This window comes from Oceanicola sp. S124 (genome assembly GCF_000220565.1).
Lineage (GTDB): Bacteria > Pseudomonadota > Alphaproteobacteria > Rhodobacterales > Rhodobacteraceae > Pseudooceanicola.
The window spans coordinates 39,813-61,673 of the sequence record NZ_AFPM01000335.1 but is presented as its reverse complement, the minus strand read 5'-3'; the positions used below and the strand labels follow the sequence as shown (position 1 = coordinate 61,673).

Annotated in this window: 20 protein-coding genes and 1 pseudogene; 12 read left to right on the top strand and 9 right to left on the bottom strand. The window is 69.7% G+C overall.

The window, feature by feature from the left end:
• Window positions 1-97: 97 nt before the first annotated feature.
• Window positions 98-832 carry a phosphonate metabolism transcriptional regulator PhnF gene (gene phnF, locus OS124_RS0123160; RefSeq protein WP_010142439.1) on the bottom strand — a complete coding sequence of 245 codons (735 nt, stop codon included), beginning with the start codon at window positions 830-832 and terminating at the stop codon, window positions 98-100.
• A gap of 157 nt (window positions 833-989) precedes the next feature.
• Here phnF and phnG point away from each other — a divergent pair, with 157 nt between their 5' ends.
• The 9 genes and pseudogenes from phnG (at window position 990) to OS124_RS0123120 (ending at window position 10,063) form a co-directional block, all read left to right on the top strand.
• Entirely contained in the window at window positions 990-1,403 is a 414-nt protein-coding gene (gene phnG, locus OS124_RS0123155; RefSeq protein ID WP_010142438.1) for a phosphonate C-P lyase system protein PhnG, read from the top strand.
• A 5-nt stretch (window positions 1,404-1,408) separates the two neighbouring features.
• Complete coding sequence (phnH, locus tag OS124_RS0123150) at window positions 1,409-1,984, top strand: phosphonate C-P lyase system protein PhnH (protein WP_029375688.1); 576 nt, start codon at window positions 1,409-1,411, stop codon at window positions 1,982-1,984.
• Window positions 1,984-3,084, top strand: a complete 1,101-nt coding sequence (locus OS124_RS0123145; protein WP_010142436.1) for a carbon-phosphorus lyase complex subunit PhnI — start codon at window positions 1,984-1,986, stop codon at window positions 3,082-3,084. Before phnH ends, OS124_RS0123145 begins: the two co-directional genes overlap by 1 nt.
• Window positions 3,085-3,193: 109 nt before the next feature.
• On the top strand, window positions 3,194-4,075 hold the full coding sequence (locus tag OS124_RS0123140) for an alpha-D-ribose 1-methylphosphonate 5-phosphate C-P-lyase PhnJ (protein WP_010142435.1): 882 nt from the start codon (window positions 3,194-3,196) through the stop codon (window positions 4,073-4,075).
• A 37-nt stretch (window positions 4,076-4,112) separates the two neighbouring features.
• Window positions 4,113-4,895 carry a phosphonate C-P lyase system protein PhnK gene (gene phnK / locus OS124_RS0123135; protein WP_010142434.1) on the top strand — a complete coding sequence of 261 codons (783 nt, stop codon included), beginning with the start codon at window positions 4,113-4,115 and terminating at the stop codon, window positions 4,893-4,895.
• 83 nt (window positions 4,896-4,978) lie between these two features.
• Window positions 4,979-5,662: a phosphonate C-P lyase system protein PhnL gene (gene phnL, locus OS124_RS0123130; RefSeq protein WP_029375687.1), complete on the top strand. Its 684-nt coding sequence runs from the start codon at window positions 4,979-4,981 to the stop codon at window positions 5,660-5,662.
• A gap of 1 nt (window position 5,663) precedes the next feature.
• A pseudogene (gene phnN, locus OS124_RS27825) lies at window positions 5,664-6,116 on the top strand (phosphonate metabolism protein/1,5-bisphosphokinase (PRPP-forming) PhnN); the annotation flags it as partial.
• Window positions 6,117-6,245: 129 nt separating this feature from the next.
• Window positions 6,246-7,415, top strand: a complete 1,170-nt coding sequence (locus tag OS124_RS0123125; protein WP_050900955.1) for an alpha-D-ribose 1-methylphosphonate 5-triphosphate diphosphatase — start codon at window positions 6,246-6,248, stop codon at window positions 7,413-7,415.
• A gap of 161 nt (window positions 7,416-7,576) precedes the next feature.
• Window positions 7,577-10,063: a heavy metal translocating P-type ATPase gene (locus tag OS124_RS0123120; protein WP_010142431.1), complete on the top strand. Its 2,487-nt coding sequence runs from the start codon at window positions 7,577-7,579 to the stop codon at window positions 10,061-10,063.
• Between the two features lie 660 nt (window positions 10,064-10,723).
• On the opposite strand, the gene OS124_RS0123115 is transcribed toward OS124_RS0123120, so the two are convergent.
• The 8 genes from OS124_RS0123115 to OS124_RS0123075 all read right to left on the bottom strand — a co-directional run bounded on the left by OS124_RS0123115 (window position 10,724) and on the right by OS124_RS0123075 (window position 18,474).
• Window positions 10,724-11,293 carry a pseudouridine synthase gene (locus tag OS124_RS0123115; RefSeq protein ID WP_010142430.1) on the bottom strand — a complete coding sequence of 190 codons (570 nt, stop codon included), beginning with the start codon at window positions 11,291-11,293 and terminating at the stop codon, window positions 10,724-10,726.
• Between the two features lie 423 nt (window positions 11,294-11,716).
• Window positions 11,717-12,625: a hypothetical protein gene (locus tag OS124_RS0123105; RefSeq protein ID WP_010142429.1), complete on the bottom strand. Its 909-nt coding sequence runs from the start codon at window positions 12,623-12,625 to the stop codon at window positions 11,717-11,719.
• Window positions 12,626-13,057: 432 nt separating this feature from the next.
• Entirely contained in the window at window positions 13,058-13,252 is a 195-nt protein-coding gene (locus tag OS124_RS0123100; RefSeq protein ID WP_010142428.1) for a hypothetical protein, read from the bottom strand.
• Between the two features lie 263 nt (window positions 13,253-13,515).
• Entirely contained in the window at window positions 13,516-13,983 is a 468-nt protein-coding gene (locus tag OS124_RS0123095; RefSeq protein ID WP_010142426.1) for an NUDIX hydrolase, read from the bottom strand.
• Between the two features lie 99 nt (window positions 13,984-14,082).
• Window positions 14,083-15,309 (bottom strand): PQQ-dependent sugar dehydrogenase, encoded by a 1,227-nt coding sequence (locus OS124_RS0123090; RefSeq protein ID WP_010142424.1) that lies wholly within the window; start codon window positions 15,307-15,309, stop codon window positions 14,083-14,085.
• A gap of 135 nt (window positions 15,310-15,444) precedes the next feature.
• Entirely contained in the window at window positions 15,445-16,983 is a 1,539-nt protein-coding gene (locus OS124_RS0123085) for a tripartite tricarboxylate transporter permease (protein WP_010142423.1), read from the bottom strand.
• 10 nt (window positions 16,984-16,993) lie between these two features.
• Window positions 16,994-17,425 carry a tripartite tricarboxylate transporter TctB family protein gene (locus OS124_RS0123080; RefSeq protein ID WP_010142422.1) on the bottom strand — a complete coding sequence of 144 codons (432 nt, stop codon included), beginning with the start codon at window positions 17,423-17,425 and terminating at the stop codon, window positions 16,994-16,996.
• Between the two features lie 62 nt (window positions 17,426-17,487).
• The gene (locus OS124_RS0123075; protein ID WP_010142421.1) at window positions 17,488-18,474 is read right to left on the bottom strand and encodes a Bug family tripartite tricarboxylate transporter substrate binding protein; all 987 of its coding nucleotides are present in this window, start codon (window positions 18,472-18,474) and stop codon (window positions 17,488-17,490) included.
• A 146-nt stretch (window positions 18,475-18,620) separates the two neighbouring features.
• Between OS124_RS0123075 and OS124_RS0123070 the strand changes: the two genes are divergently transcribed.
• The 3 genes from OS124_RS0123070 (at window position 18,621) to OS124_RS0123060 (ending at window position 21,854) form a co-directional block, all read left to right on the top strand.
• Window positions 18,621-19,292 (top strand): response regulator transcription factor, encoded by a 672-nt coding sequence (locus tag OS124_RS0123070; RefSeq protein ID WP_010142420.1) that lies wholly within the window; start codon window positions 18,621-18,623, stop codon window positions 19,290-19,292.
• Window positions 19,270-20,700, top strand: coding sequence for a sensor histidine kinase (locus tag OS124_RS0123065; RefSeq protein ID WP_010142419.1), 1,431 nt, complete (start codon window positions 19,270-19,272; stop codon window positions 20,698-20,700). The genes OS124_RS0123070 and OS124_RS0123065 overlap by 23 nt, the downstream gene beginning before the upstream one ends.
• 146 nt (window positions 20,701-20,846) lie before the next feature.
• The gene (locus OS124_RS0123060) at window positions 20,847-21,854 is read left to right on the top strand and encodes an ABC transporter substrate-binding protein (protein ID WP_010142418.1); all 1,008 of its coding nucleotides are present in this window, start codon (window positions 20,847-20,849) and stop codon (window positions 21,852-21,854) included.
• The last annotated feature ends 7 nt before the right edge of the window (window positions 21,855-21,861 follow it).

The following is a 21,861-nucleotide window of genomic DNA, read 5'->3' as shown; positions in this document are numbered from 1 at the left end:
GTCCGCTGTGGATAACCCCGCTTTGTATCGGCGGCGTGACGCTTTCCCTGAGGGCAGGTGAAATCAACGCTCCGGGGCGCTTGAGGTCCGCGTCGCGTCAGTCTTCGGCGAGGGTCAGCGTGACGCGGTCCCCGGCGAACCAGGTGCGCCCGTATTCCAGTGGCAGTCCTTCCGGGTCGACGTTCAGCGAGGTGGTGCGCAGGATCGGGTCACCCTCGCGCAGTTGCAGGTGCAGCGCCTGGTGGGCATTGGCCAGCTTCGCCGTCAGCCGGGTCCAGGCGCGGGTGTAGTCGGGCACCCCGTTGTCCCGCAGCGCAAGGGTGATCGAGGACAGCCGGTCGAGCGAGGCGGGCAGGCCCGGCAGCCGCGACAGCGGGAAGATCGAGCGATAGAGCGCCAGCGGCTGCTCATCCGCCAGAGACAGGCCCTCGGTGACGAATATCTCATCTCCGACAGGGACTTGCAGAAGTTCGGCCTCGTCCGCGGTGGCGGCGCGGCGCTCTTGCGTCAGGGCGCGGCGGCTCGGCAGGCGTCCGGCGGCGCGGATGTTCTGGTGAAAGCGCACGCGCCGCCCGATGGGGTAGTCGGTCGGCGTCTGGGCCACGAAGACCCCGGCACCGCGCCGGGCGTGGGTCAGCCCGCTGTCGGCCAGCGCCGCCAGCCCGCGCCGCACCGTGTGACGGTTGACGCCGAAGCGGGCCGAAAGCTCGGCCTCGGTCGGCAGCCGGTCGCCGGGGCGATAGCGCCCCGTGGCGATGTCATTGGTCAGCGCGTCGGCGATGGAGCGCCAGAGAGGGGTCTTGCGGGCAGGGTCGGGGCGGGGGTCTGTCATCAAAATTTCATTCGGATGTCTGGGGGGATGGCTTGTGCGGGGACGATGGGTCGCGTAAGGATTTGTCTAGTTGTATAGTGATCTAGACAAATCGGCAAGGTGTCTAATGGCGGATCGGCAGGAATTGACGGAAGCGGAGGCGGCACGGCGTAGCTGGATGTCGCTGCTGGCGAAGGCGCCCGCGGGGCGGCTTGCGGACCTCTGGCAGGCGCGGGGCGCGGCCCCGGGCTTTGAGTGGCTGCGCGCGCCCGAGGTGGGCGGCGTGATGGTGCGCGGTCGGGCCGGGGGCACCGGCGCGGCCTTCAACCTTGGAGAGATGGTGGTCACCCGCTGTGCGCTCAAGTTGGCCGATGGCCGGGTCGGGCACGCCATGGTGCAGGGGCGCGACCGCAAGAAGGCCGAGATCGCCGCGCTGGTCGATGCCGGCATGCAGGGCGCCGAAGCCGAGGGGCTGCGCGCCGGCCTGCTGGAGGTGCTCGAGGCCGAGATGTCCTCGGCCAAGGCCGCACGGGCCGCGAAGGCCGACCAGACGAAGGTGGATTTCTTCACCATGGTACGGGGAGAAGACTGATGGCGATGGCAAGTGAGGCCCTCTCGGGCGGTTTCAGCGATGCGCCCCGGCAGTCGGCGCGGGCCTTCCGCGCCGCGCTTGAGGCGATGGCGCGCCCCGGCGAGATGCAGCAGCTGGCCGATTTGGCCGCGGCCCCGGCGCCGGTCAGCCCGGCGGCGGCGACCCTGCTGCTGGTGCTCTGCGACCCCGAGACCCCGGTGCATCTGGCGGGCGATCACGACCGCACCGAGGTGCGCGACTGGATCACCTTCCATTGCGGTGCGCCGCTGGTCGGGCCGGGCGAGGCGGCCTTTGCCCTCGGCAGCTGGCAGGCGCTTGGCGATCTGGGTGCCTATGGCCTCGGCACGGCAGAATACCCCGACCGCTCGGCGACGCTGATCGTCGAGGGCATGGGCGGGGCGCCTGTCACGCTGCGCGGCCCCGGGATCCGCGACAGCCGCGCGGCCGAGCTGCCCGAGACGGCGGCCTTCCAGCGCAATGCGGCGCTGTTCCCGCTGGGGCTCGATTTCTATTTCTGCGACGGCGCCCGCCTCTGGGCGCTGCCGCGCACGACCAAGGTCACGGAAGCGGAGGCCGTCTGATGTATGTGGCTGTAAAGGGTGGCGAAAAGGCCATCGACAAGGCGCATGAGTGGCTGGACGAGGCGCGCCGGGGCGATCCCGCGGTGGCCGAGTTGTCGGTGCCGCAGATCCGCGAGCAGCTTGCGCTGGCGGTGAACCGGGTGATGGCCGAGGGCTCTCTCTACGATCCCGACCTTGCGGCGCTGGCGATCAAGCAGGCGCGGGGCGACCTGATCGAGGCGATCTTCCTGATCCGCGCCTATCGCACCACGCTGCCGCGTTTCGGCTATTCGCTGCCCGTCGACACGGGGGCAATGGAATGCGACCGCCGGATCTCGGCCACCTTCAAGGATGTGCCGGGCGGGCAGGTGCTGGGGCCGACCTTCGACTACACGCACCGTCTGCTGGACTTCGCGCTTGAGGCAGAGAGGCTGGAGCGGCCCGCGCCCGAGGCGGGTGCGGCGGTGCATCCCGAGATGCCGCGGGTGACCGAGTTCCTCAACAAGGAGGGTCTGATCCAGGACGAGGTGGCGCCTGCGCCCGCCGAGGACCAGCCCGACGACCTGACGCGCCAGCCGCTCGAGCTGCCCGCCGCGCGTCCGCTGCGCCTGCAGGCGCTGACCCGGGGCGACGAGGGCTTCGTGCTGTCGATGGCCTATTCGACCCAGCGGGGCTACGCCAAGAACCACCCCTTCGTGGGTGAACTGCGCATCGGGACCGTCGGGGTCGAGGCCGAGATCCCCGAGCTGGGTTTCGATATCGAGATCGGCGAGGTGGTGCTGACCGAATGCGAGACCGTCAACCAGTTCCTGGGCAGTAAATCCGAGCCGCCGCAGTTCACCCGCGGCTATGGCCTCGTCTTCGGCCAGACCGAGCGCAAGGCCATTTCCATGGCGCTGGTCGACCGGGCGCTGCGCTGGAAGGAGTTCGGCGAGGACGACAAGGGCGCCCCGGCGCAGGACGAGGAATTCGTCCTCTACCATTGCGACAACATCCAGGCGACGGGCTTCCTCGAGCATATCAAGCTGCCCCACTACGTCGACTTCCAGTCCGAGCTGGAGCTGGTTCGCAAGATCCGGCGCGAGGCGGATGAGGCGCGGCATCAGGAGGCGGCAGAATGAGCGGCAAGCGTGAGTTCGGCCCGTGCCGGGCCGAAGCCTTCGGCGACAGTATTTTCAGCCATCGGATAGGGGCTGGGGGCGTGGCGCCCCTGAGCCGGGAGTGCGGAGCATGAACGCGGAACAGATCTCGGGCGAGTACAATTTCGCCTATCTCGACGAACAGACCAAGCGGATGATCCGCCGGGCGCTGCTGAAGGGGCTTGCCATTCCCGGCTACCAGGTGCCCTTTGCCAGCCGCGAGATGCCCATGCCCTACGGCTGGGGCACCGGCGGGGTGCAGATCTCGGCCGCGATCCTGGTGCCCGAGGATCGCTTCAAGGTGATCGACCAGGGGGCCGACGATACGACCAATGCCGTCTCGATCCGGCGCTTCTTCGAGAAGGTCGCCCAGGTGGAGACCACCGAGAAGACCGCAGAGGCCACCGTCATCCAGACCCGCCACCGCATCCCCGAGCGCGATCTGCACGAGGGGCAGGTGCTGGTCTACCAGGTGCCGATCCCCGAGCCTTTGCGCTTCCTTGAGCCTTCCGAGGTCGAGACCCGCAAGATGCATGCGCTCGAGGAATACGGGCTGATGCATGTGAAGCTCTACGAGGATATCGCCCGGCACGGCGAGATCGCGACCTCTTACGCCTATCCGGTGAAGGTCGAGGGGCGCTATGTCATGGATCCCTCGCCCATTCCGAAGTTCGACAATCCGAAGCTGGAAATGGCCGGGATCCAGCTGTTCGGCGCGGGGCGTGAGCAGCGGATCTACGCGATCCCGCCCCATACCCAGGTGGTCAGTCTCGATTTCGAGGACTACCCCTTCCAGCGGATGAAGGCGCCGAAGTGCTGCGATCTCTGCGGCGCCGGCGAGAGCTATCTGGACGAGGTGATCACCGATGATGCGGGCGGGCGGATGTATGTCTGCTCGGACACCGACTTCTGCCGCGAGCGGCGGGAAGCGGGCCATGTCGGCGCCCTGGGCGTGGCGGAGGATGCGGCATGAACCGGGTGACGGTACGGAGGCAAAGACAATGAAGGACATGACCGATATCGGCACCGGCCCGCTGCTGCGGGTCGAGGGGCTGGCCAAGTACTACGGCGCCCGGGTGGGCTGCGAGGGCGTGTCCTTCGATCTTTACCCCGGCGAGGTGATGGGCATCGTCGGCGAGAGCGGCTCGGGCAAGACGACGCTGCTGAACTGCCTGGCTGGCCATCTGGCGCCGGATGCCGGGCAGGTGCTGTTTGATCGGGCCGGCCAGCTGGTCGACACGGTGACCATGAGCGAGCCCGAGCGGCGCATGCTCAGTCGCACCGACTGGGCCTTCGTGCATCAGCATGCCCATGAGGGGCTGCGGATGAATGTCAGCGCGGGCGGCAATGTCGGCGAGCGGCTGATGGGACTGGGCGCGCGGCATTACGGGAAGATCCGCGAGCAGGCCGTCGACTGGCTGGGCCGGGTCGAGATCGCCGAGGACCGTGTGGATGACCGCCCGACGGCCTTTTCCGGCGGGATGCGGCAGCGGTTGCAGATCGCGCGCAACCTGGTGACCGGGCCGCGGCTGGTCTTCATGGACGAGCCGACCGGGGGCCTTGATGTCTCGGTCCAGGCGCGTCTGCTGGACCTGCTGCGCGGGCTGGTGCGCGAGATGGGGCTGTCGGCGATCATCGTCACCCATGACCTGGCCGTGGTGCGCCTGCTGGCGGACCGGCTGATGGTGATGAAGTCGGGGCAGGTGGTGGAAACCGGCCTGACCGACCAGGTGCTGGACGATCCGCAGCATGAGTATACCCAGCTGCTGGTCAGCTCGGTACTGCAGGTGTGAGAGGCGCGGCGCGGCCGGGGGCTCTGCCCCCGGACCCCCGCAGTATTTGGAGCCATCGGATGAAACAGGAACAGGGCGGGACCATGATCTCGGTTCAGGACGTCAGCAAGACCTTCACCCTGCACAACCAGGGCGCGGCAGTGATCCCGGTGATGGAGGGCGCCTCGCTGCAGGTCGCCGCCGGCGAATGCGTGGCGCTGGTCGGCGCCTCGGGGGCGGGGAAATCCACCCTGATGCGGATGATCTACGGCAATTACCTCTCGGCCTCGGGGCGGATCATGGTCGGCGAGGTGGATGTCGCCAGCGCCGAGCCGCGCGAAATCCTGCGGCTGCGGCGCGAGGTGCTGGGCTATGTCAGCCAGTTCCTGCGGGTGGTGCCCCGGGTGGCGACGCTGGACGTGGTCGCCGAGCCCTTGCTGGCGGTCGGCGTGACGGCTGAAGAGGCGCGGGCGCGTGCGGCGGACCTGCTGGGTCGGCTGAACATCCCCGAGCGGCTCTGGGGTCTCTCGCCCACCACCTTCTCGGGCGGGGAGCAGCAGCGGGTGAACATCGCGCGCGGCTTTGCCCGGCAATACCCGGCCATGTTGCTGGACGAGCCGACCGCCAGCCTCGACGCGGCCAACCGCGAGCAAGTGATGCAGCTGATCGAAGAGGCCAAGGCGCGCGGCGCGGCCATCATCGGCATCTTCCATGATGTCGAGGCCCGCGACCGGGTCTGCGACCGGGCGGTCGACGTGACGGGCTTCACCCCGGCGAAGGTGGCCTGAGATGGCGCAGGCACCGGGCCTTCTGCTAGGCGTGGTCGGCCCCTCGGGGGTCGGCAAGGACACCGTGATGGAGGCCGTCGCGGCGGCGCGTCCCGGCGTCTCGCTGGTGCGGCGGGTCATCACCCGGCCCAGCGAGGCCGGCGGCGAGGACTTCGAGGGCACCTCCGAGGCCGATTTCGCCGCGCGCGAGGCGGCGGGCGACTTCCTGCTGTCCTGGCGGGCGCATGGCTTGCGCTACGGCGTTCCCCGTGGCGTTCTGGCAGAGCTGGCGGCGGGGCAGGACAAGCTGGTCAACCTGTCGCGCGCGGTGCTGCCGCAGGCGCAGGCCCGGGTGCCGGGCTTTGCCTGCGTGCTGCTGAGCGCGCCGGCCCCGGTGCTGGCGGCGCGACTGGCCGAGCGGGGCCGCGAAAGCGCGGCCGAGATCGAGCGGCGGCTGGCGCGGGCGGGCTTTGCCCTGCCTGCGGGCATCACGCCGCATGAGGTCGACAATTCGGGCGCTCTCTCGGACACCGTCCGGGGGGGTGCTCGGCATTCTGGATGCGCTGCGGGACGGCCCGACGGCGGAAGCGATGGGACAGGTGGAATGAAGGACGGAACGGGGGCTGCGGCCCAACAGGGTGAAATCGTGCTGGCCAATGCCCGGCTGGTGCTGCCGGACGAGACGCGCGAGGGCCATGTGGTGATCCGCGACGGGCAGATCGCCGAGCTGGGCAGTGGCGCCGTGCCGCGCGGCGCGGTGGACTGCGAGGGTGACTACCTCTCGCCCGGGCTGGTCGAGCTGCACACCGACAACCTCGAACGCCACATCACCCCGCGCCCGAAGGCGCACTGGCCGCATCATGCCGCCATCGTCGCCCATGACGCCGAACTCTGCGGCTGCGGCATCACCACGGTCTTCGACGCGATCCGCGTCGGCTCGATCGTCGAGGGCTCGAAGGGCGATTATCGCCGCTACGCCCGGCCCATGGCCGACGAGATCGCCGTGATGCGCCGGGCCGGGGCGCTGAAGATCAGCCACAAGCTGCACCTGCGCGCCGAGACCTGCTCCGAAACCCTGATCGAGGAGCTGTCCGAGTTCGGACCCGACGACAATGTCGGCATCGTGTCCCTGATGGATCACACGCCGGGGCAGCGACAGTTCAGCGATATCAGCAAGTTCGAGGACTATGTCTGCGGCAAGCATGGCCTGTCCAAGGAAGGTTTCGGCGAGTACTGCCAGTTCCTCTACGACCTTCACGACCGGCTGGGCGCACGCCACGAGGCGGCCTCGGTCGAGGCGGCGGCGCGCTATGGTGCGGTGCTTGCCAGCCATGACGACACCACCCGTGCCCAGGTCGAGACCTCGGCCGGGCATGGCATCCGCCTGGCCGAGTTCCCGACCACCGTCGAGGCGGCGCGGGCCTGCCACGACCATGGCATCAGGGTGATCATGGGCGCGCCCAACCTGATCCGGGGCGGATCGCACTCGGGCAATGTTTCGGCGCTGGAACTGGCAGACCTCGGCCTGCTGGACATCCTCAGCTCGGACTACGTGCCGGCGGCGCTGCTGCAGGCGGCGGTGATGCTGGGCGAGCATTGGGGCGACATGGCGCGCGGCCTCGCCACGGTGACGCTGGCGCCGGCACGGGCCTCGGGCCTTGCCGATCGCGGCGCGCTTGAGGTCGGTCAACGCGCCGACCTGATCCGCTTTGCCAAGCGCGGCAATGTCCCGGTGGTGCGCTCCGTCTTCGTCGAGGGCGCGCGGGTCGGCTGAGGTCGCAGGCACCGCGAAAGGGGGGGCATCCTGTCGCAGGCCCTCCCCGAAAGCGCCTTGCAGGCCCTGCAAGGCAGGGGGGCACCGGCCTGGCCGCCGGGCGCGCCCCTTGACCTTTCCGTCGGGGAAGGACCATCTGGCATCCTGAAAGGCGGTGCAAGATGGACCAGACAGTCGCAGGGGCTGAGCGCCCCGCCCCCCTCGATGCTTCCGAAACGCTGACGCTGGAAGTCACCGGCATGACCTGTGGCGGCTGTGTCCGCCGGGCCGAAGGCGCCCTTGCCGGGCTGCCCGGCACCGTCGCGGCGCGGGTCAACCTGGCGACGCGCAAGGCCGAGATCGACCACGACGGCAGCCTGACCCCTGCCGCCGCCGCGACACGCCTGGCCGAGGCGGGCTATCCCGCATCCGAAACCACCCTGGTCCTGCATGTCGAGGGGGCCACCTGCGGCTCTTGCGCGGCGCGGATCGAGGCGGCGCTGGCGGCGGTGCCGGGCGTGACCTCGGCCAGCTTCAACCTGGCGAACGGCACGGCGCGGGCCCGAGTGCTGACCGGCGCGGTGACCGTCGCGGCGCTGATCGCGGCGGTAGAGGCGGCGGGCTACGGCGCCAGCGAGGCGCTGACCGGCACCAGCGCCGCCGAACAGGCCGAGGCGCGCCAGGCCGCCGAGACCGCCGGGCTGCGCCGCGACACCCTGATCTCGGCCGCGCTCTCGCTGCCGGTGGTGATCCTGGCCATGGGCGCTCACCTCGTGCCGGGCTTCCATCACTGGATCGCCGGGACGATCGGCATGACCACCTCGAACGTCCTGCAGTGCGTGCTGACCACGCTGGTGCTGGCCTGGCCCGGGGCGCGGTTCTTCCGCCTCGGCCTGCCCACCCTGCGCCACCTGGCGCCCGACATGAACGCCCTCGTGGTGCTCGGCACCTCGGCGGCCTGGATCTATTCCACCGTCGCCACCTTCGCCCCCGCCGTCCTGCCCGAGGGCGCGGCCCATGTCTATTTCGAGGCGGCGGCGGTGATCGTCACGCTGATCCTCGCGGGGCGCTGGATGGAGGCACGCGCCCGCGGGCGGGCCTCGGCGGCGATCCGGAGGCTGGCCGGGCTGCAGGTGCGCGAGGCGCTTCTGGTGGCCCCGGACGGCAGCACCAGCGCGGTGCCGGTCTCGGCCCTGCAACCGGGCGACCTGATCGCGCTGCGCCCCGGTGACCGCCTGCCGGTGGACGGGGTGGTGACCGAAGGCGTTTCGGACATCGACGAGAGCATGGTCACCGGAGAGCCCATTCCCGCGACCCGTCGCCCTGGTGATGCGGTGATCGGCGGCACGGTGAACGGTGCTTCGGCGCTGGTGATGCGCGCCACGGCGACCGGCGCCGACACCATGCTGTCGCGGATCATGGCCGCGGTGGACGAGGCGCAGGGCGCCAAGTTGCCGGTGCAGAACCTGGTGGATCGGGTGGCGCAGGTCTTCGTGCCGGCGGTGATCGCCATCGCGGCGCTGACCTTCGCGCTCTGGCTGGCGCTTGGCGGAGGGCTTGGCGCGGCGGTGGTGGCGGCGGTCTCGGTGCTGGTGGTGGCCTGCCCCTGCGCCATGGGGCTGGCGGTGCCGGTGTCGATCATGGTCGGCACCGGGCGCGCCTCCGAGCTGGGGGTGCTGTTCCGGCGCGGCGATGCGCTGCAGCGCCTGCGCGAGGGGCAGGTGGTGGCCTTCGACAAGACCGGAACGCTGACCCTCGGCAAACCGCGGCTGACCGGGTTCCTGGCCCTTGTCGAAGAGGACCGTACCCTGGCCCGGCTGGCGGCGCTGGAAAGCCGGTCCGAGCATCCTCTGGGCCGTGCCGTTGTTGCGGCTGCCGCCGAACGCGGCCTGGATCTGCCCGAGATGGAGGGGGTGAAAGCTGTTGTTGGAGAGGGGCTTGCGGGTCGAAGTGAAGGTATTGCCTTACGCATCGGCAACCGCGGTTTCGTCACCGCAGAGCTGCCCGAAGCGCTGGCTCGCCAGGCCGAGGCATGGGAGGCGACCGGCGCCACGGTGCTCTTTGCCGAGGCCGACGGGGCGGCGCTGGCGGTCCTTGCGGTCTCGGATGTGATCCGCGACGAGGCGCCCGGCGTCATCGCCGCGTTGAAGGCCGAGGGGCTGCGACCGGCGATGATCACCGGCGACAGCCAGGCCGCCGCAGCCCATGTGGCGGGACAGCTGGGCATCGACCTGGTGCGCGCCGAGGTGCGCCCGACGGACAAGGCCGAGGCCGTGACCGCACTGCGTGGCGAGGGGCCGGTGATCTTCGTCGGCGACGGCATCAATGATGCGCCGGCGCTTGCGGCGGCGGATGTGGGCGTGGCCATGGGCTCGGGCACGGATGTGGCCATGGAGGCCGCCGACGTGGTGCTGATCGGTGGCGCGCTGCAGGGCGTTCCGACAGCTTTGACGCTGTCGCGGCGCACCATGGCCAACATCCGGCAGAACCTCTTCTGGGCCTTCGCCTACAATGTCGCCCTGATCCCCGTCGCGGCCGGAGTGCTGGCGATCTGGGGGGGGCCGATGCTCTCGCCGATGCTGGCATCTGCCGCCATGGCGGCCTCTTCGGTGCTGGTCGTGGGCAATGCGCTGCGCCTGCGACGGGTAGCTCATCACCAGGAGGCTTAAGATGCATGATGTTGGCAAAGTGAAGGCATGAAGACTTATCCACAGGTTTTCTGGGGGTCTCCTGTCTGAAATAGTCAAGTGTTCGGGGCCGTCCTTCCGCATGCCCCTTTGACCTGGCCGTGGGTTCTTTTTGCTCGCTCAGGCTGCGCTCTTGGGTCCTTGTTCCGATGATGACTGGTCACCCGGACGTTCCCAGTTGGCCTGGCGACGAGCTGCGAGAGCCGGGTCGGGGGCCCGACCTGGAGCTGTTGCCGAGGCGACCTCAGCGGAGTGAGACCTCGTGGCAATAGTCCCCCGGACGTGCCGGTCGGTCTCAAGTCGAAGGTGGTAGTCGCCGGACCCCGGCCCTGGCATGGCCGGATGGGGTACGGCATGATGTTCGCTGCGCTGAGTTAATTGCGTGGCGTAATAATTTGTAATTATTGTATTTTTGAGTCTCCCTGCGAGGCTTTGACGCTTGTGATCTCCATCCCGCCCTCGGGATCCGGCAGGGGCAGTGGCCTGCGGCTGGCGAAGAAAAGCCACGTGCGGAAAGTCACATCTGTTGAATCGCATCAACAAGCGCCCGGCGCGGACCGGCTCAGGGGCCTTGCCTGACTTTGGCTGCAGGCATTGTCCTGCACCGGCCCGGCCGAGCTGCGGCAACGCAGGCTATCGGGATCAACCGCGCAGGGGCCGGTCGGGGGCGTCGCGCCATTCGCCGGGTTGCAGACCGTCAAGGTGCCATGGCCCGATGGCGGCCCGGATCAGGCGCAGGCAGGGGTGCCCCACATGGGCGCACATCCGACGAACCTGGCGATTGCGCCCCTCGCGCAGCTCGAGAGCGATCCAGCTGTCAGGAACCGATTTGCGGACCCGGATCGGCGGGTCACGCTGCCAGAGCCCCTCCGGGGCGTCGATCCGCCGGGCTTCGGCGGGTCGGGTCGGGCCATCCTTCAAGGTCACCCCATTGCGCAGCGCCGCGAGTGCGGCATCGTCCGGAAGCCCCTCGACCTGGACCCAGTAGAGCTTGGCCAGCTTGTGCTTGGGGTCCGCGATCCGTGCCTGCAGTCGCCCGTCCGAGGTCAGCACCATCAGCCCCTCGCTGTCGCGGTCCAGTCGGCCGGCGGGGTAGACGCCCTTCACCTGAACGTGGTCCGAGAGGGTCGCCCGGGGACTGCCCTCTGTCCCGCGGTCGGTGAACTGGGGCAGGGTGCCGAAGGGTTTGTTGAAGAGAAGGGTGCGCGCCATGGCGCCTGCCTAGCTGTTGCCCGGACGGAAATCCAGTAGGCCCGTGCCGAACCAGGGCGGGGTAAGGCGGTCGCGGTTGGGGGGGCCGCCAGAGCGGGTGCATCGCCCGGCCGAAGGTCCGGGTGCATCGCCCGGCCGAAGGTCCGGGTGCGGCGGGCGAGGCCCTCCGTGGGCCGAGACCGGCGCTGCCGCCGGAAAGAGCGCCGACCCGTGGGTGGGCGCGTCACATCCCTGTCATCGCGCCAGGATAGGTCTGCGACCAGTCAGACCATGGATCGGGGGATACCATGACCGAACTTTCGCCGCTGCGCTTCGTCCTGCATTGCCTCATTGCGCCCAGAAAGGGCGGCTACACGGAATGGCTGCTGCTGCGGTCGGGCCTCCTGCGCGGCTGAGGCCGGGCTCAGACCCAAGGCGCGACGATCAGCGGGTGGCGATCTGTCGAGGTGTCGGCAGCTGTTGCGCCGACCAGGGAAGCGCGCAGCCGGGCTTCCCGTTGCCCAGGCTGCAGTGCAACACCCGCGCGCCGCGCCGCCCGGCGATCCGGCGGCCGTCCAGCACCGCACATCCCGCGCGGCGGGCCTCGGAAGACAGTCGGGTCTCGGCGCCCGGGCTCGCCAGGTCGATCAGCCAGAGCGGCGGCGCCAGCCCCGCGATCACGGGGATCCTGCGGTCAGGCGCTGGGGCATGGACGATGCCGTCGATCCAGCCGCGGGTCATGCCTGGGCGCGAGAACTCGTGGAAGATCCCGTCGGTCGAGGCCAGCAGCGCACAGCGAAGTCCCGTCCCCGCCTGCATCAGATTGGCCAGCGTGGCGGCGCGGCTCATGTCCGGGTCGTGAAAGGTCAGCCTGGTGATCCCCCGGGCCGCCAGCGCCAGGGCAGCCGAATGTGCCTCGGAGCCGGCGCCCAGGATCAGGACGTGATCCGCGGACCGGGCGCGCAGGAATTCCGGCAGGGCCGCAGCAAGGGACCAGGTGCCGGCGTCGCAGCCACGCAGAGGGTACTGGCTGTCCAGGAAAATCGTGTCGAACAGACCGCCGCTGGTCGCCTCGGGCGCGCTGTCGTTGATCATCTCTGTCAGTTCGCCAAGCAGGGGTGCGGTGACGTGCAGGGTGTCGAAGCGGGCCTTGCGGGCGGCGGCGATCAGCCGGGCGACATCGCCGGGCCGATAGGGGCCCTCCAGCTCGAAGCGCCGGATCCGCAAGGGCAGGTCGCACCGCTGCGCCTCCCGTTCGAGGGCTTCGGCCACCGGCACCAGCCGGTCATCCTCCCCGGCCAGCCCGATACGGGTCGCTTGCGGGGGCCCTGGTATCGCGTTCGCAATCGCCATTTCTGTAACTGGGGACACTCTTACAACAACAGATCACAGCGTAGCTGGCTGAGGCGGGACGCAAATGGGACCATGGAAGGGCTTGTGGGCCGAGCCTTCGCGTGGCTGTCTCGCGAAACTGCTCGGCGCCGCTACGAAGTGCGCGCATCTGATGCCGCGTAGCGTCAACTTCGAGCCCGGGGCCACCTGTCCCGCGTTCACCTTTTCGTCATGCCTTCCGGGCTGGCCCTTGGCCGGAGCAGTGCGTTCCCTGCCGCAGGAACGGCAAAAGGCAGCCCCGGAGGGCTGCCTTGTCCTGCCATCCCGAAGGTGGCAGGCAGGTCTTTCGGATGGGGGCCGGGCTTGCGTCCTTGCTGGCCTGCGGAACGCGACCGGGTCGCGATGGGATGTCCGCGGCTGGCTTGGGGGCGGGCTGGGACCCGTCCGGAAGGTTTATTCCGCCGGGAAGGCGTTGGCGAACTTGCCGCACCAGTCGCTGGACTGCACCACCGGCCAGAAGCCGCGGCTGTCGGCGTCCTTCTGGGTCACGGGCGGGTTGGCGCGGCACAGGCCGGCGTCAGAGAGCTGGCTGGCGGAGTTGGCTTTGTGGTCCTCGTAGAAGGCGCAAGAGCTGCAATGCGTGGACATGGGCTGATCCTGTCGAGCTGGCGTTTCACGGATAGCTGGCTGGCGGGTCGCTTGCTTGCTGTCTTGCACCCTGTATAGGCCGCTGGTTTCGGGGGTGCAATAAAAAAATAAATAAAAACAAATAGTTGAGTGATTCTCTCGGGTGTTGAAAGCCCAGTTTTTCGGTCGGATTTGGCCCCCCGACAGCAAGCATTTCGCTCGGGAACCCGCGCAGGCCCCCCAGAGAGGTGCATAAATTGCAGCAGGACAGGGGCTTGCCGGGATCAGTCGGTCGCGCGGCCAAGAGCCTGACGGGCCAGGGTCTCGACACCCTCGCTGCAGCTGAGGGCGGCGATCTCGTCCACGGCAACCCAGCGGGCCTCAAGCGCGTCGTCGGCGGCCTGAGGCGGCGGGGCATTTTCCGGCAACTCGCAACGCAGGGCGATCAGCACGTAGTGGAAAAGCGGAGGAGGCGGGGACGAGCCCTGCGACTCATCCGGCGAGCCGGTCAGCGCTTCGCCGGGAACGATCACGTCCTGCGCGCCCAGCACCGGCCCGGCAGAGAGCGCCGTCAGGCCGGTCTCTTCCTTCAACTCGCGCAGGGCGGCCTCTGCGAGGGTCTCTCCGAGGTCCAGCTTGCCGCCGGGAAAGCCCCAGAGCCCGGCATCGGGGGGATTGGCGCGACGGACCAGCAGCACCTCGTTGCCGCGCAGGGCGACGGACAGGACTGCGGGGCGGGGATGGGTCAGCATGGCGATCTCCGGTGGGGTTGCCGGGGACCCTAGCCAGATGGGCCGTTCTGCGGAAGCCTTCCCGCCCGCCCGCTGGCCCTGTCGGGGGCAGGCAGGGTGTCAGGGTGTCACGCGCACCAGCGCCCCGTTGCCGCTGTCGGTCAGCACCATGACAGCGCCGTCGCTGGCCACGGCGACGTCACGGATGCGTCCCTGTCCCTGCAGGTAGCGCGCCTCGCCGGTGACGCGCCCGTCTTCCAGCGTCAGCCGCACCAGCGCCTGGCCGGCCAGCCCGCCGATCAGCACCGAGCCGCGCCAGCCGGGGAACATCGCGCCGTCGTAGAAGGCCATGCCCGAGGGGGCGATCACCGGATCCCAGTAGTAGACCGGCTGCTCCATCCCCGGCGCCTCGGTGCGGCCCTCGCCGATGGGACGGCCCGAGTAGTCCTGGCCGTAGGTTATCACCGGCCAGCCGTAGTTCAGGCCCGCTTCGGGGCGGTTCAGCTCATCCCCGCCGCGCGGTCCGTGCTCGACCGTCCAGAGGCGGCCATCGGGCGCCAGGGCCGCGCCCTGGATATTGCGGTGACCCAGAGACCAGAGCTCGGGCACGGCGCCCTCGGGGCGGGGATTGCCCTGCGCCGGGCCGCCAAGGGGTGCGATGCGCAGCACCTTGCCGAGGTGCGTCGCGGGATCCTGGGCCAGCTGGCGCGGCTCGGGGTTCGAGCGTTCCCCGGTGGTGACGAATAGCGCGCCATCCCGGTCGAAGACCAGCCGCGAGCCATAGTGCAGCGTCGAGGCCCAGGCCGGGGTCTGGCGGAAGATCACCGCCACATCACTCATCTGGCTGGCGTCGTCCGAGAGCACTCCGGTGGCGACCGAGGTGCCGTTTCGGCCGCCCTCGCGGGGTTCGGCATAGCTCCACCACACCCGGCGGGTCTGGTCGAAGTCGGGCGCCACGGTGACATCCAGCAGCCCGCCCTGACGGCGGGCGTCGACCTCGGGCAGGCCACGGATCGGGGCCGAGACGGTTCCGTCGCGCGACACCAGCCGCATGCGGCCGGGGCGCTCGGTGACCAGCCAGTCACCGGAGGGCAGTTCCTCCATGCCCCAGGGATTTTCCAGCCCGCTGGCGATGACCTGGCGGGTCAGCGTCACGCCCCGGTCCACCACCGGGGCGCGTGTCTGATCGGGGAAGGCGGGGCGCTGGTCGGGCGCATTGGGCGGGTCGGCGTTGAAGTCCTGCGACAGGGCAGGGGTACTGAGCAGCAGGGCGGCTATGGCCGCCACCGCCGCGATGGCGGCAATGCGGTCGGCGTGTTTCATGATGGCTCCGGTCTGGTGTCTCATGTTACGTTTCCTCGCCTATAGGTAGATCACTCCGGCAGAGGTCCAAACCACAGTGGCGCAAGGCCGCCCATGCGCAAAGCAAAACGCCCGGCGCGGGGCCGGGCGTTCTGTAACCTTGTCGTCAGGCGCGCGTGATCAGTCCGAGGTCGAGCCCTCGGCGTCGCGGCGGGCGCGCATCCGGCCCTTGACCAGCTTGCCGACGAAGATCGGCAGGATGAACCCGACGATGGCGACGGTCCACAGGCCGATGGACAGGGGGCTGTCGATCAGGGTCATGTAGTCGCCGTTCGAGATGGTCACGGCGCGGCGCAGGTTGTTCTCCATCGTGTTGCCGAGCAGCGTGCCGAGGATGATCGGCACCAGCGGCACGTCGAGCTTGCGCAGCACCCAGCCACCGACGCCGAAGGCGATCATCACCAGCAGGTCGAACGAGCTGCCCGAGATGCCGTAGATGCCGACGAAGCTGACCATGGCCACGATGGGCATCAGGATCCGCGGCGGGATCATCAGCACGCGGGTGAACAGGCCCACCATGGGGATGTTCATCAGAAGCAGCATGATGTTGGCGATGAACAGCGCCGCGATCAGGCCCCAGACCACGTCGGGGTTGTTCTGGAACAGTAGCGGCCCCGGCGTGATGTTGAGCGCCAGCAGCACCGCCAGCAGCACGGCGGTCGTGCCCGACCCCGGCACCCCGAGCGAGAGCATGGGCACCAGCGCGCCACCTGCGGCCGCGTTGTTGCCGGCCTCGGGCGCCGCGACGCCGCGCGGATCGCCGGTGCCGAAGGTGCCCTTCTTGTCGACCAGCTTCTTCTCCATGGAGTACGAGATGAACGAGCCCAGAGAGGCCCCCGCACCGGGCAGCACGCCTGCCACGAAGCCCAGCACCGAGGTGCGCAGCATGGTCGGGGTGCAGTACTTCAGCATTGCCCAGGACGGGGTCAGGCGGCCGACCTCGATCTTCTTGCTGTCCGCATCGGCTTCGCCGTGGCGGTGTTCGAGGAAGATGAAGACCTCGGAGAGGGCGAAGAGGCCGACGATGGCGACGAGGAAGTCGAGACCGTCATAGAGGTGGACCTCGCCGAAGGTCAGGCGCGGCACGCCGGTCTGGGTGTCGACGCCGACGACGGCCAGGCCGAGGCCCAGCATGGCGGCAAAGGCCGATTTCGCCTGGTTGGTCGACGAGACCCCGCCGAGGGTGGCGAAGGCCAGGGCGAAGAGGGCGAAGTATTCCGCCGGGCCGAAGAGCAGGGCGAACTTGACCAGCTGCGGGGCCAGGAAGATCAGGCCCCAGGTGGCCAGGAAGGCGCCGACGAAGGAGGCAACGCCCGAGAGCGACAGCGCCTCGCCGGCGCGGCCCGCCTTGGCCATGGGGTGGCCGTCGAGCACGGTCATCATGGCGGGCTCATCGCCGGGAATGCCCAGCAGGATCGAGCTGATCCGCCCGCCGTACATCGCCCCGTAGTAGACCGAGGTCAGCAGGATCAGCGAGGGCGTGGCGCCCAGCCCCAGGGTGAAGGCCAGCGGGATCAGGATGGCGACGCCGTTGGACGGCCCGAGGCCGGGCAGGGCGCCCATGATGGTGCCGAGGAAGCAGCCCAGCACCGCAAGGCCGAGGTTCTGCCAGGTGAGGGCGATCAGGAAGCCGTCGCCGAGGGAAGACATGATGTCCATCGGGGTCTCCTCAGAAGCCGAGCGGGCCGCGGGCCAGCGAGAGCCCCAGCACGAGATGGAAGATGACGTAGATGCCGACCGAGGTGCAGACGCCGACCAGCAGCGATTGCAGCGGCCGGGTGCCGAGGCGCCAGGTCAGGTAGGCGGCGGCCAGCGCGGTGGCGATGACAAAGCCCACCTCGGGCAGGAATTCCGCGTAGAGGATCATCACCACGACCGCGGCGCCGATTTCGGCCAGGCGGCTCAGCGGCGGCCAGACGGGGTTCTCGTCGGGGCGCAGCGCGATGACGGCGGACGACAGGCCGAGGATCACCGCGATAACCAGCGGGAAGGTCTTGGGGCCGACCTCGTCCGACAGGAAGCTTTCCTCGATCTGCAGGGTGGCCCATGCGTAGAACAGGGCAAGAAGAAGCCCGAAGGCTCCGAAGATACGGTCGCTCATTCTGACCTCCCGGAAAGAAGCGCGCGCGGCAGGGGGATGCCCTCCGCGCGCGCGAGCCTGGTTTACTTGATGATGCCGATCTCGCGAGAGATGTCCTGGATCTGGGTCACGCTGTCCGACACGAAGGTCTCGAACTCGGCGCCCTGCAGGTTCAGCGGGGCCAGGCCGTTGGCGGCCATGATCTCTTTCCACTCGGGCGAGGCGTAGAGTTCGCCGATCATCGAGACCCATGCGTCATAGGCCTCATCGGTCATGCCGGCGGGGGCGTAGAAGCCGCGCCAGTTGGCACCGATGGCGTCGACGCCCTGTTCCTTGGCGGTCGGGAAGGCGGCGAATTCACCTTCCAGGCGCTCGGGGGCCAGCACGGCGATGACCTTGATGTCGCCGCTGTCGACAAAGCCCTTGGCTTCGGAAAGGTCGCCGGTGAAGGCCTGGACCGAGCCGGCCAGCAGCTGGGTCACGGCCTCGCCGCCGCCGTCGAAGGCGATGTACTTGACGGTGCGTACGTCCTCGACGCCATAGGCGTTGGCGGCGATCAGCACCTTCAGGTGATCCCAGCCACCCACGGCAGAGCCACCGGCCACCGAGACCGAGCGGGGGTCATTCTTGATCATGTCCAGCAGCTCGGGCAGGGTCTCGATATCGCTGTCGGCGGCGACGGCGATCACGCCGTAGTCGGCGCCGATCGAGGCCAGCCAGCGGACCTGGTCCATGGTGTTGCCCGGGTAGGCGCCCTGGGCGAGGCGCGTGGCGGTCGCGGTCGAGGCGGCGACGATCAGGTCGCTGCTGTCATTGCGCTTGTTGACCACCTCGGCATAGGCGACACCGCCACCGCCACCGGCCAGGTTGACGACCTGCATGGTCTTCGAGATCAGGCCGATGTCCTGCATGGTCTTGCCCACCTGGCGGCAGGTGAAGTCCCAGCCGCCGCCGGGGTTGGCGGGGGCGATGCACTCGGGCTGCTCGGGGGCGAACTGGGCCGAGGCGCCGGACGCGGTCAGGGCCAGGCCCGCAACGGCCAGCGCCGTGCGAAGATGTTTGAAAGCCATTCGATTTCCTCCTCATGGGTCGCGGGCCTTGCTGCCCTGCGACCGGTATCGCGTGATATAGCGGTTGAACCTGTCACCAAGCTGTCACAGGGTCGGGCCTTGCGGCCCCGCCGGACGGTGGCGAGTCAGCCGTTAAGGAGGCGTAAATGCGGATCTTGCTGGTCGAGGATACCCAGGACCTGGCCGATGCCACCCTGGCGCGCCTGCGCGCCGGCGGAATGGCCTGCGATTACGCGATGACCCTGGCCGAGGCGCGCGACTGCCTGCGGGTGCAGGCCTATGACGTGGTGGTGCTGGACATCACGCTGCCCGACGGCTCCGGCGTCGACCTGCTGAAGGAGATGCGGGCCGCGGGGCAGAAGATGCCGGTGCTGATGCTGACGGCGCATTTCTCTGTCGACGACAAGCTGTCGGCCTTCTCCTTCGGGGCCGACGACTACCTGGTGAAACCCTTCGATCAGCGCGAGCTGGAGGCGCGGTTGCATGTGCTGGCGCGCCGCGAGGCCGCCGAGCGGGCCGGAGAGATCAGCCTGGGCGGGCTGAGCTACGATCCGGTGGCGGGAATGGTCTCGGCCCATGGCCAGCGGCTGGACCTGACGCGGCGCGAGTTCGCGCTGCTGTCGATGCTGCTGCGCGGGCGCGGCCAGGTGCATTCCAAGGACCGGCTGCTGGAGGGGCTCTATTCCTTCGACGACACGGTGGTCGGGGTGAATGCCATCGAGCTTTACGTGGCGCGGCTGCGCAAGAAGATCGCCGGCTCCGGCGCGGTGATCCGCACGCTGAGGGGGCTGGGCTATGTCCTCGATTCCGAAGACTGAGGGCCCGAAGAGTGGGGGCCCGAAGAGTGGGGGGCCGCCGGCGGGGGACGCCGGGCTGCGGCCGACGCTGTCGCTGACGGCGCGGCTGGTGGCGGGGCTGGGGGCGCTGCTGCTGGTCGGTGGCGTGGTGCTGGCGCTGGCGGCCTTCGCCTACGGGCGCACCGCCGCGCGCGAGGCCTTCGACCGGCTGCTGGTCGGCGCCGCCAACGATATCGCCAGCACCGTGGCGATCCGCGACGGCCAGCCCGTGGTCGACCTGCCGGCCTCGGCCTTCCAGCTGCTGGCCCTGGCCCCGGAGGACCGGGTCGCCTACCGGATCAGCGGCCCCGGCGACCAGCTGCTGACCGGCTACGAGGGCCTACCCGCCCCGCCCGAGGGCGGCGACACCCGCTTTTACGACGCCGAGTTCATGGGGGAACCCGCGCGCTACATCCTTGTCTCGCGCCGCTTTGCCGAGCGCAGCTTCTCGGGGCAGGTCGACGTGGTGGTCGGCCAGACCCTGCGGGCGCGCAACGACCTGGCGCGCGACATCACCGGCAAGGCGCTGGTGGTGCTGGCCATCGGCGGGCTGGCGGTGCTGCTGCTGGCGGTGCTGATCGTGCGCGGTGCGCTCGGGCCGCTTGGCCGTCTTGCCGCGCGGCTCGAGGCGCGCGATCCGCAGGACCTGACGCCGCTCGACGGGCGCATCCCGCGCGAGGTGCTGCCCATGGTCGTCGGTCTCAACGGCTTCATGGGGCGGCTGGACCGGCAGTTCGGCACCATGCGGCGGCTGATCTCGGATACCGCGCACCAGCTCAGGAACCCCGTCGCCGCCCTGCGCGCCCAGGCCGATCTTGCCGGGCAAGAGAGCGACCCCGAACGCCAGCGCCTGCTGGTCGGCCGCATCCATGCCCGCACCAAGAGCCTTGGTCACCTGCTGGACCAGATGCTGTCGCGGGCGATGGTGGTGCACCGGGGCGATTCCGCCCGCCGCGCCCTGCTGGACCTGCGCGACGTCGCGCTTGAGGCGGTCGAGGCCGATGACCCGCAGCTCTTGGCCGGTGGCGCAGCGGTGGCGCTGGTGATCGGAGAAGACCCGGTGATGGTGCGCGGCGATGCGCTGTCGCTGACCGAGGCGGCGAAGAACCTGCTCTCGAACGCCCTGCGCCATGGCCGGGCGCCGGTGGTGGTCGGCGTCGGGGTCGGTGCAGAGGACGGGCTGGCGCGGCTCTGGGTCGAGGACGCGGGGCCGGGGCCTGCCGAGGAGGTGCGCGCGCAACTGGGCGACCGTTTCGTCGCCGGTGCCGCGCAGGGCAGCGGGCTTGGCCTGTCGATCGCCGGTGCCGTGGCCGAGGCCTTCGGCGGCCGGCTGGAAATGAGCGGAGGCCATCCCTTCCGCATGGCCCTGGTGCTGGAGGTGGCGCAATGAGGTGGTTCCCGCGACGCGCGCGCGCCGCGCGCCCGGCAGGGGCGTGCGAGCGGCAAGGGGCGGCCCTCGGCGGAGGGCTGCGGTCCGCGAGACAGGGGGGCGCTCGCGCTCTGCTGCTGGCGGCGGCGCTCTGCGGGATCGGCCCCGTGGCGGCCCGTGCCGAGCCCGCCCCCGAGGCCGTGCGCAGTTTCGGCGCGGGGCGCGAGATCGTCCTGCGCACCACCACCGATATCGACGTCATGGCCCCGGCCATCGCGCAGTTTCTCGACAGCCGCCCGGGGCTGGCGATCCGCTATGAGCAATGGGGCTCGAACAACCTCTATGACCTGACCCTGGCCGAATGCGCCTCCGGTCAGCCCGGCGCCGGGCTGGTGATCAGCTCGGCGGTGCATCACCTGGTCAAGCTGGTCAACGACGGCTGCGCCGCGCCCTGGGTCTCGGCGGCCACCGCGGCGGTGCCTGACGCCCTGACCTGGCGCAACGAGATCTGGGGCATCACCCGGGAACCCGCCGTCATCGTCTACAACCGCGCGCTCGTGCCCGCCTCCGAGGTGCCGCGCTCGCGCTTCGACCTGCTGGACCTGCTGCGCCCGGAACGCACGCCCTACGCGGGCCGCGTGGCAACCTACGACATCGAGGCCTCGGGGCTGGGCTTCCTCTTTGCCTTCATGGACAGCCAGGAGGCGACCACCTTCGGCGCCCTGATGGAGGCCTTCGCCCGCACCGAGGCCGTCGCCACCTGCTGTTCCGCCGAGATCATCGAGGGGGTGCAGCGCGGGCACTACCTGATCGCCTACAACGTGCTCGGCTCCTACGCCCAGACCCGCGCCGCCGAGGATCCCATGCTGGGGATCGTCGCGCCGTCGGATTACACGCTGGTGCTGAGCCGCGCGGCGATCCTGCCGGGTCGTCAGGCGGATGCGGATGCCGGGGCGCTGCTGGACTACCTGCTGGGTCCCGAGGGGCAGCTGGTCATGGCCCGCAACCGGCTGGTCGGGCTGGATCCGCTGGACGCCGACCCCGACGATGCCGAAGAGGCGGGCCGGCAGGTGCCCATCGGGCTGGGACTGCCGCTGCTGCTGGCCATGGACCGCGCCAAGGTGGCCCAGTTCACCGCCCGCTGGCGGGATGCCTTCGGCCCCGGACAGCCCTAGCTCTCTG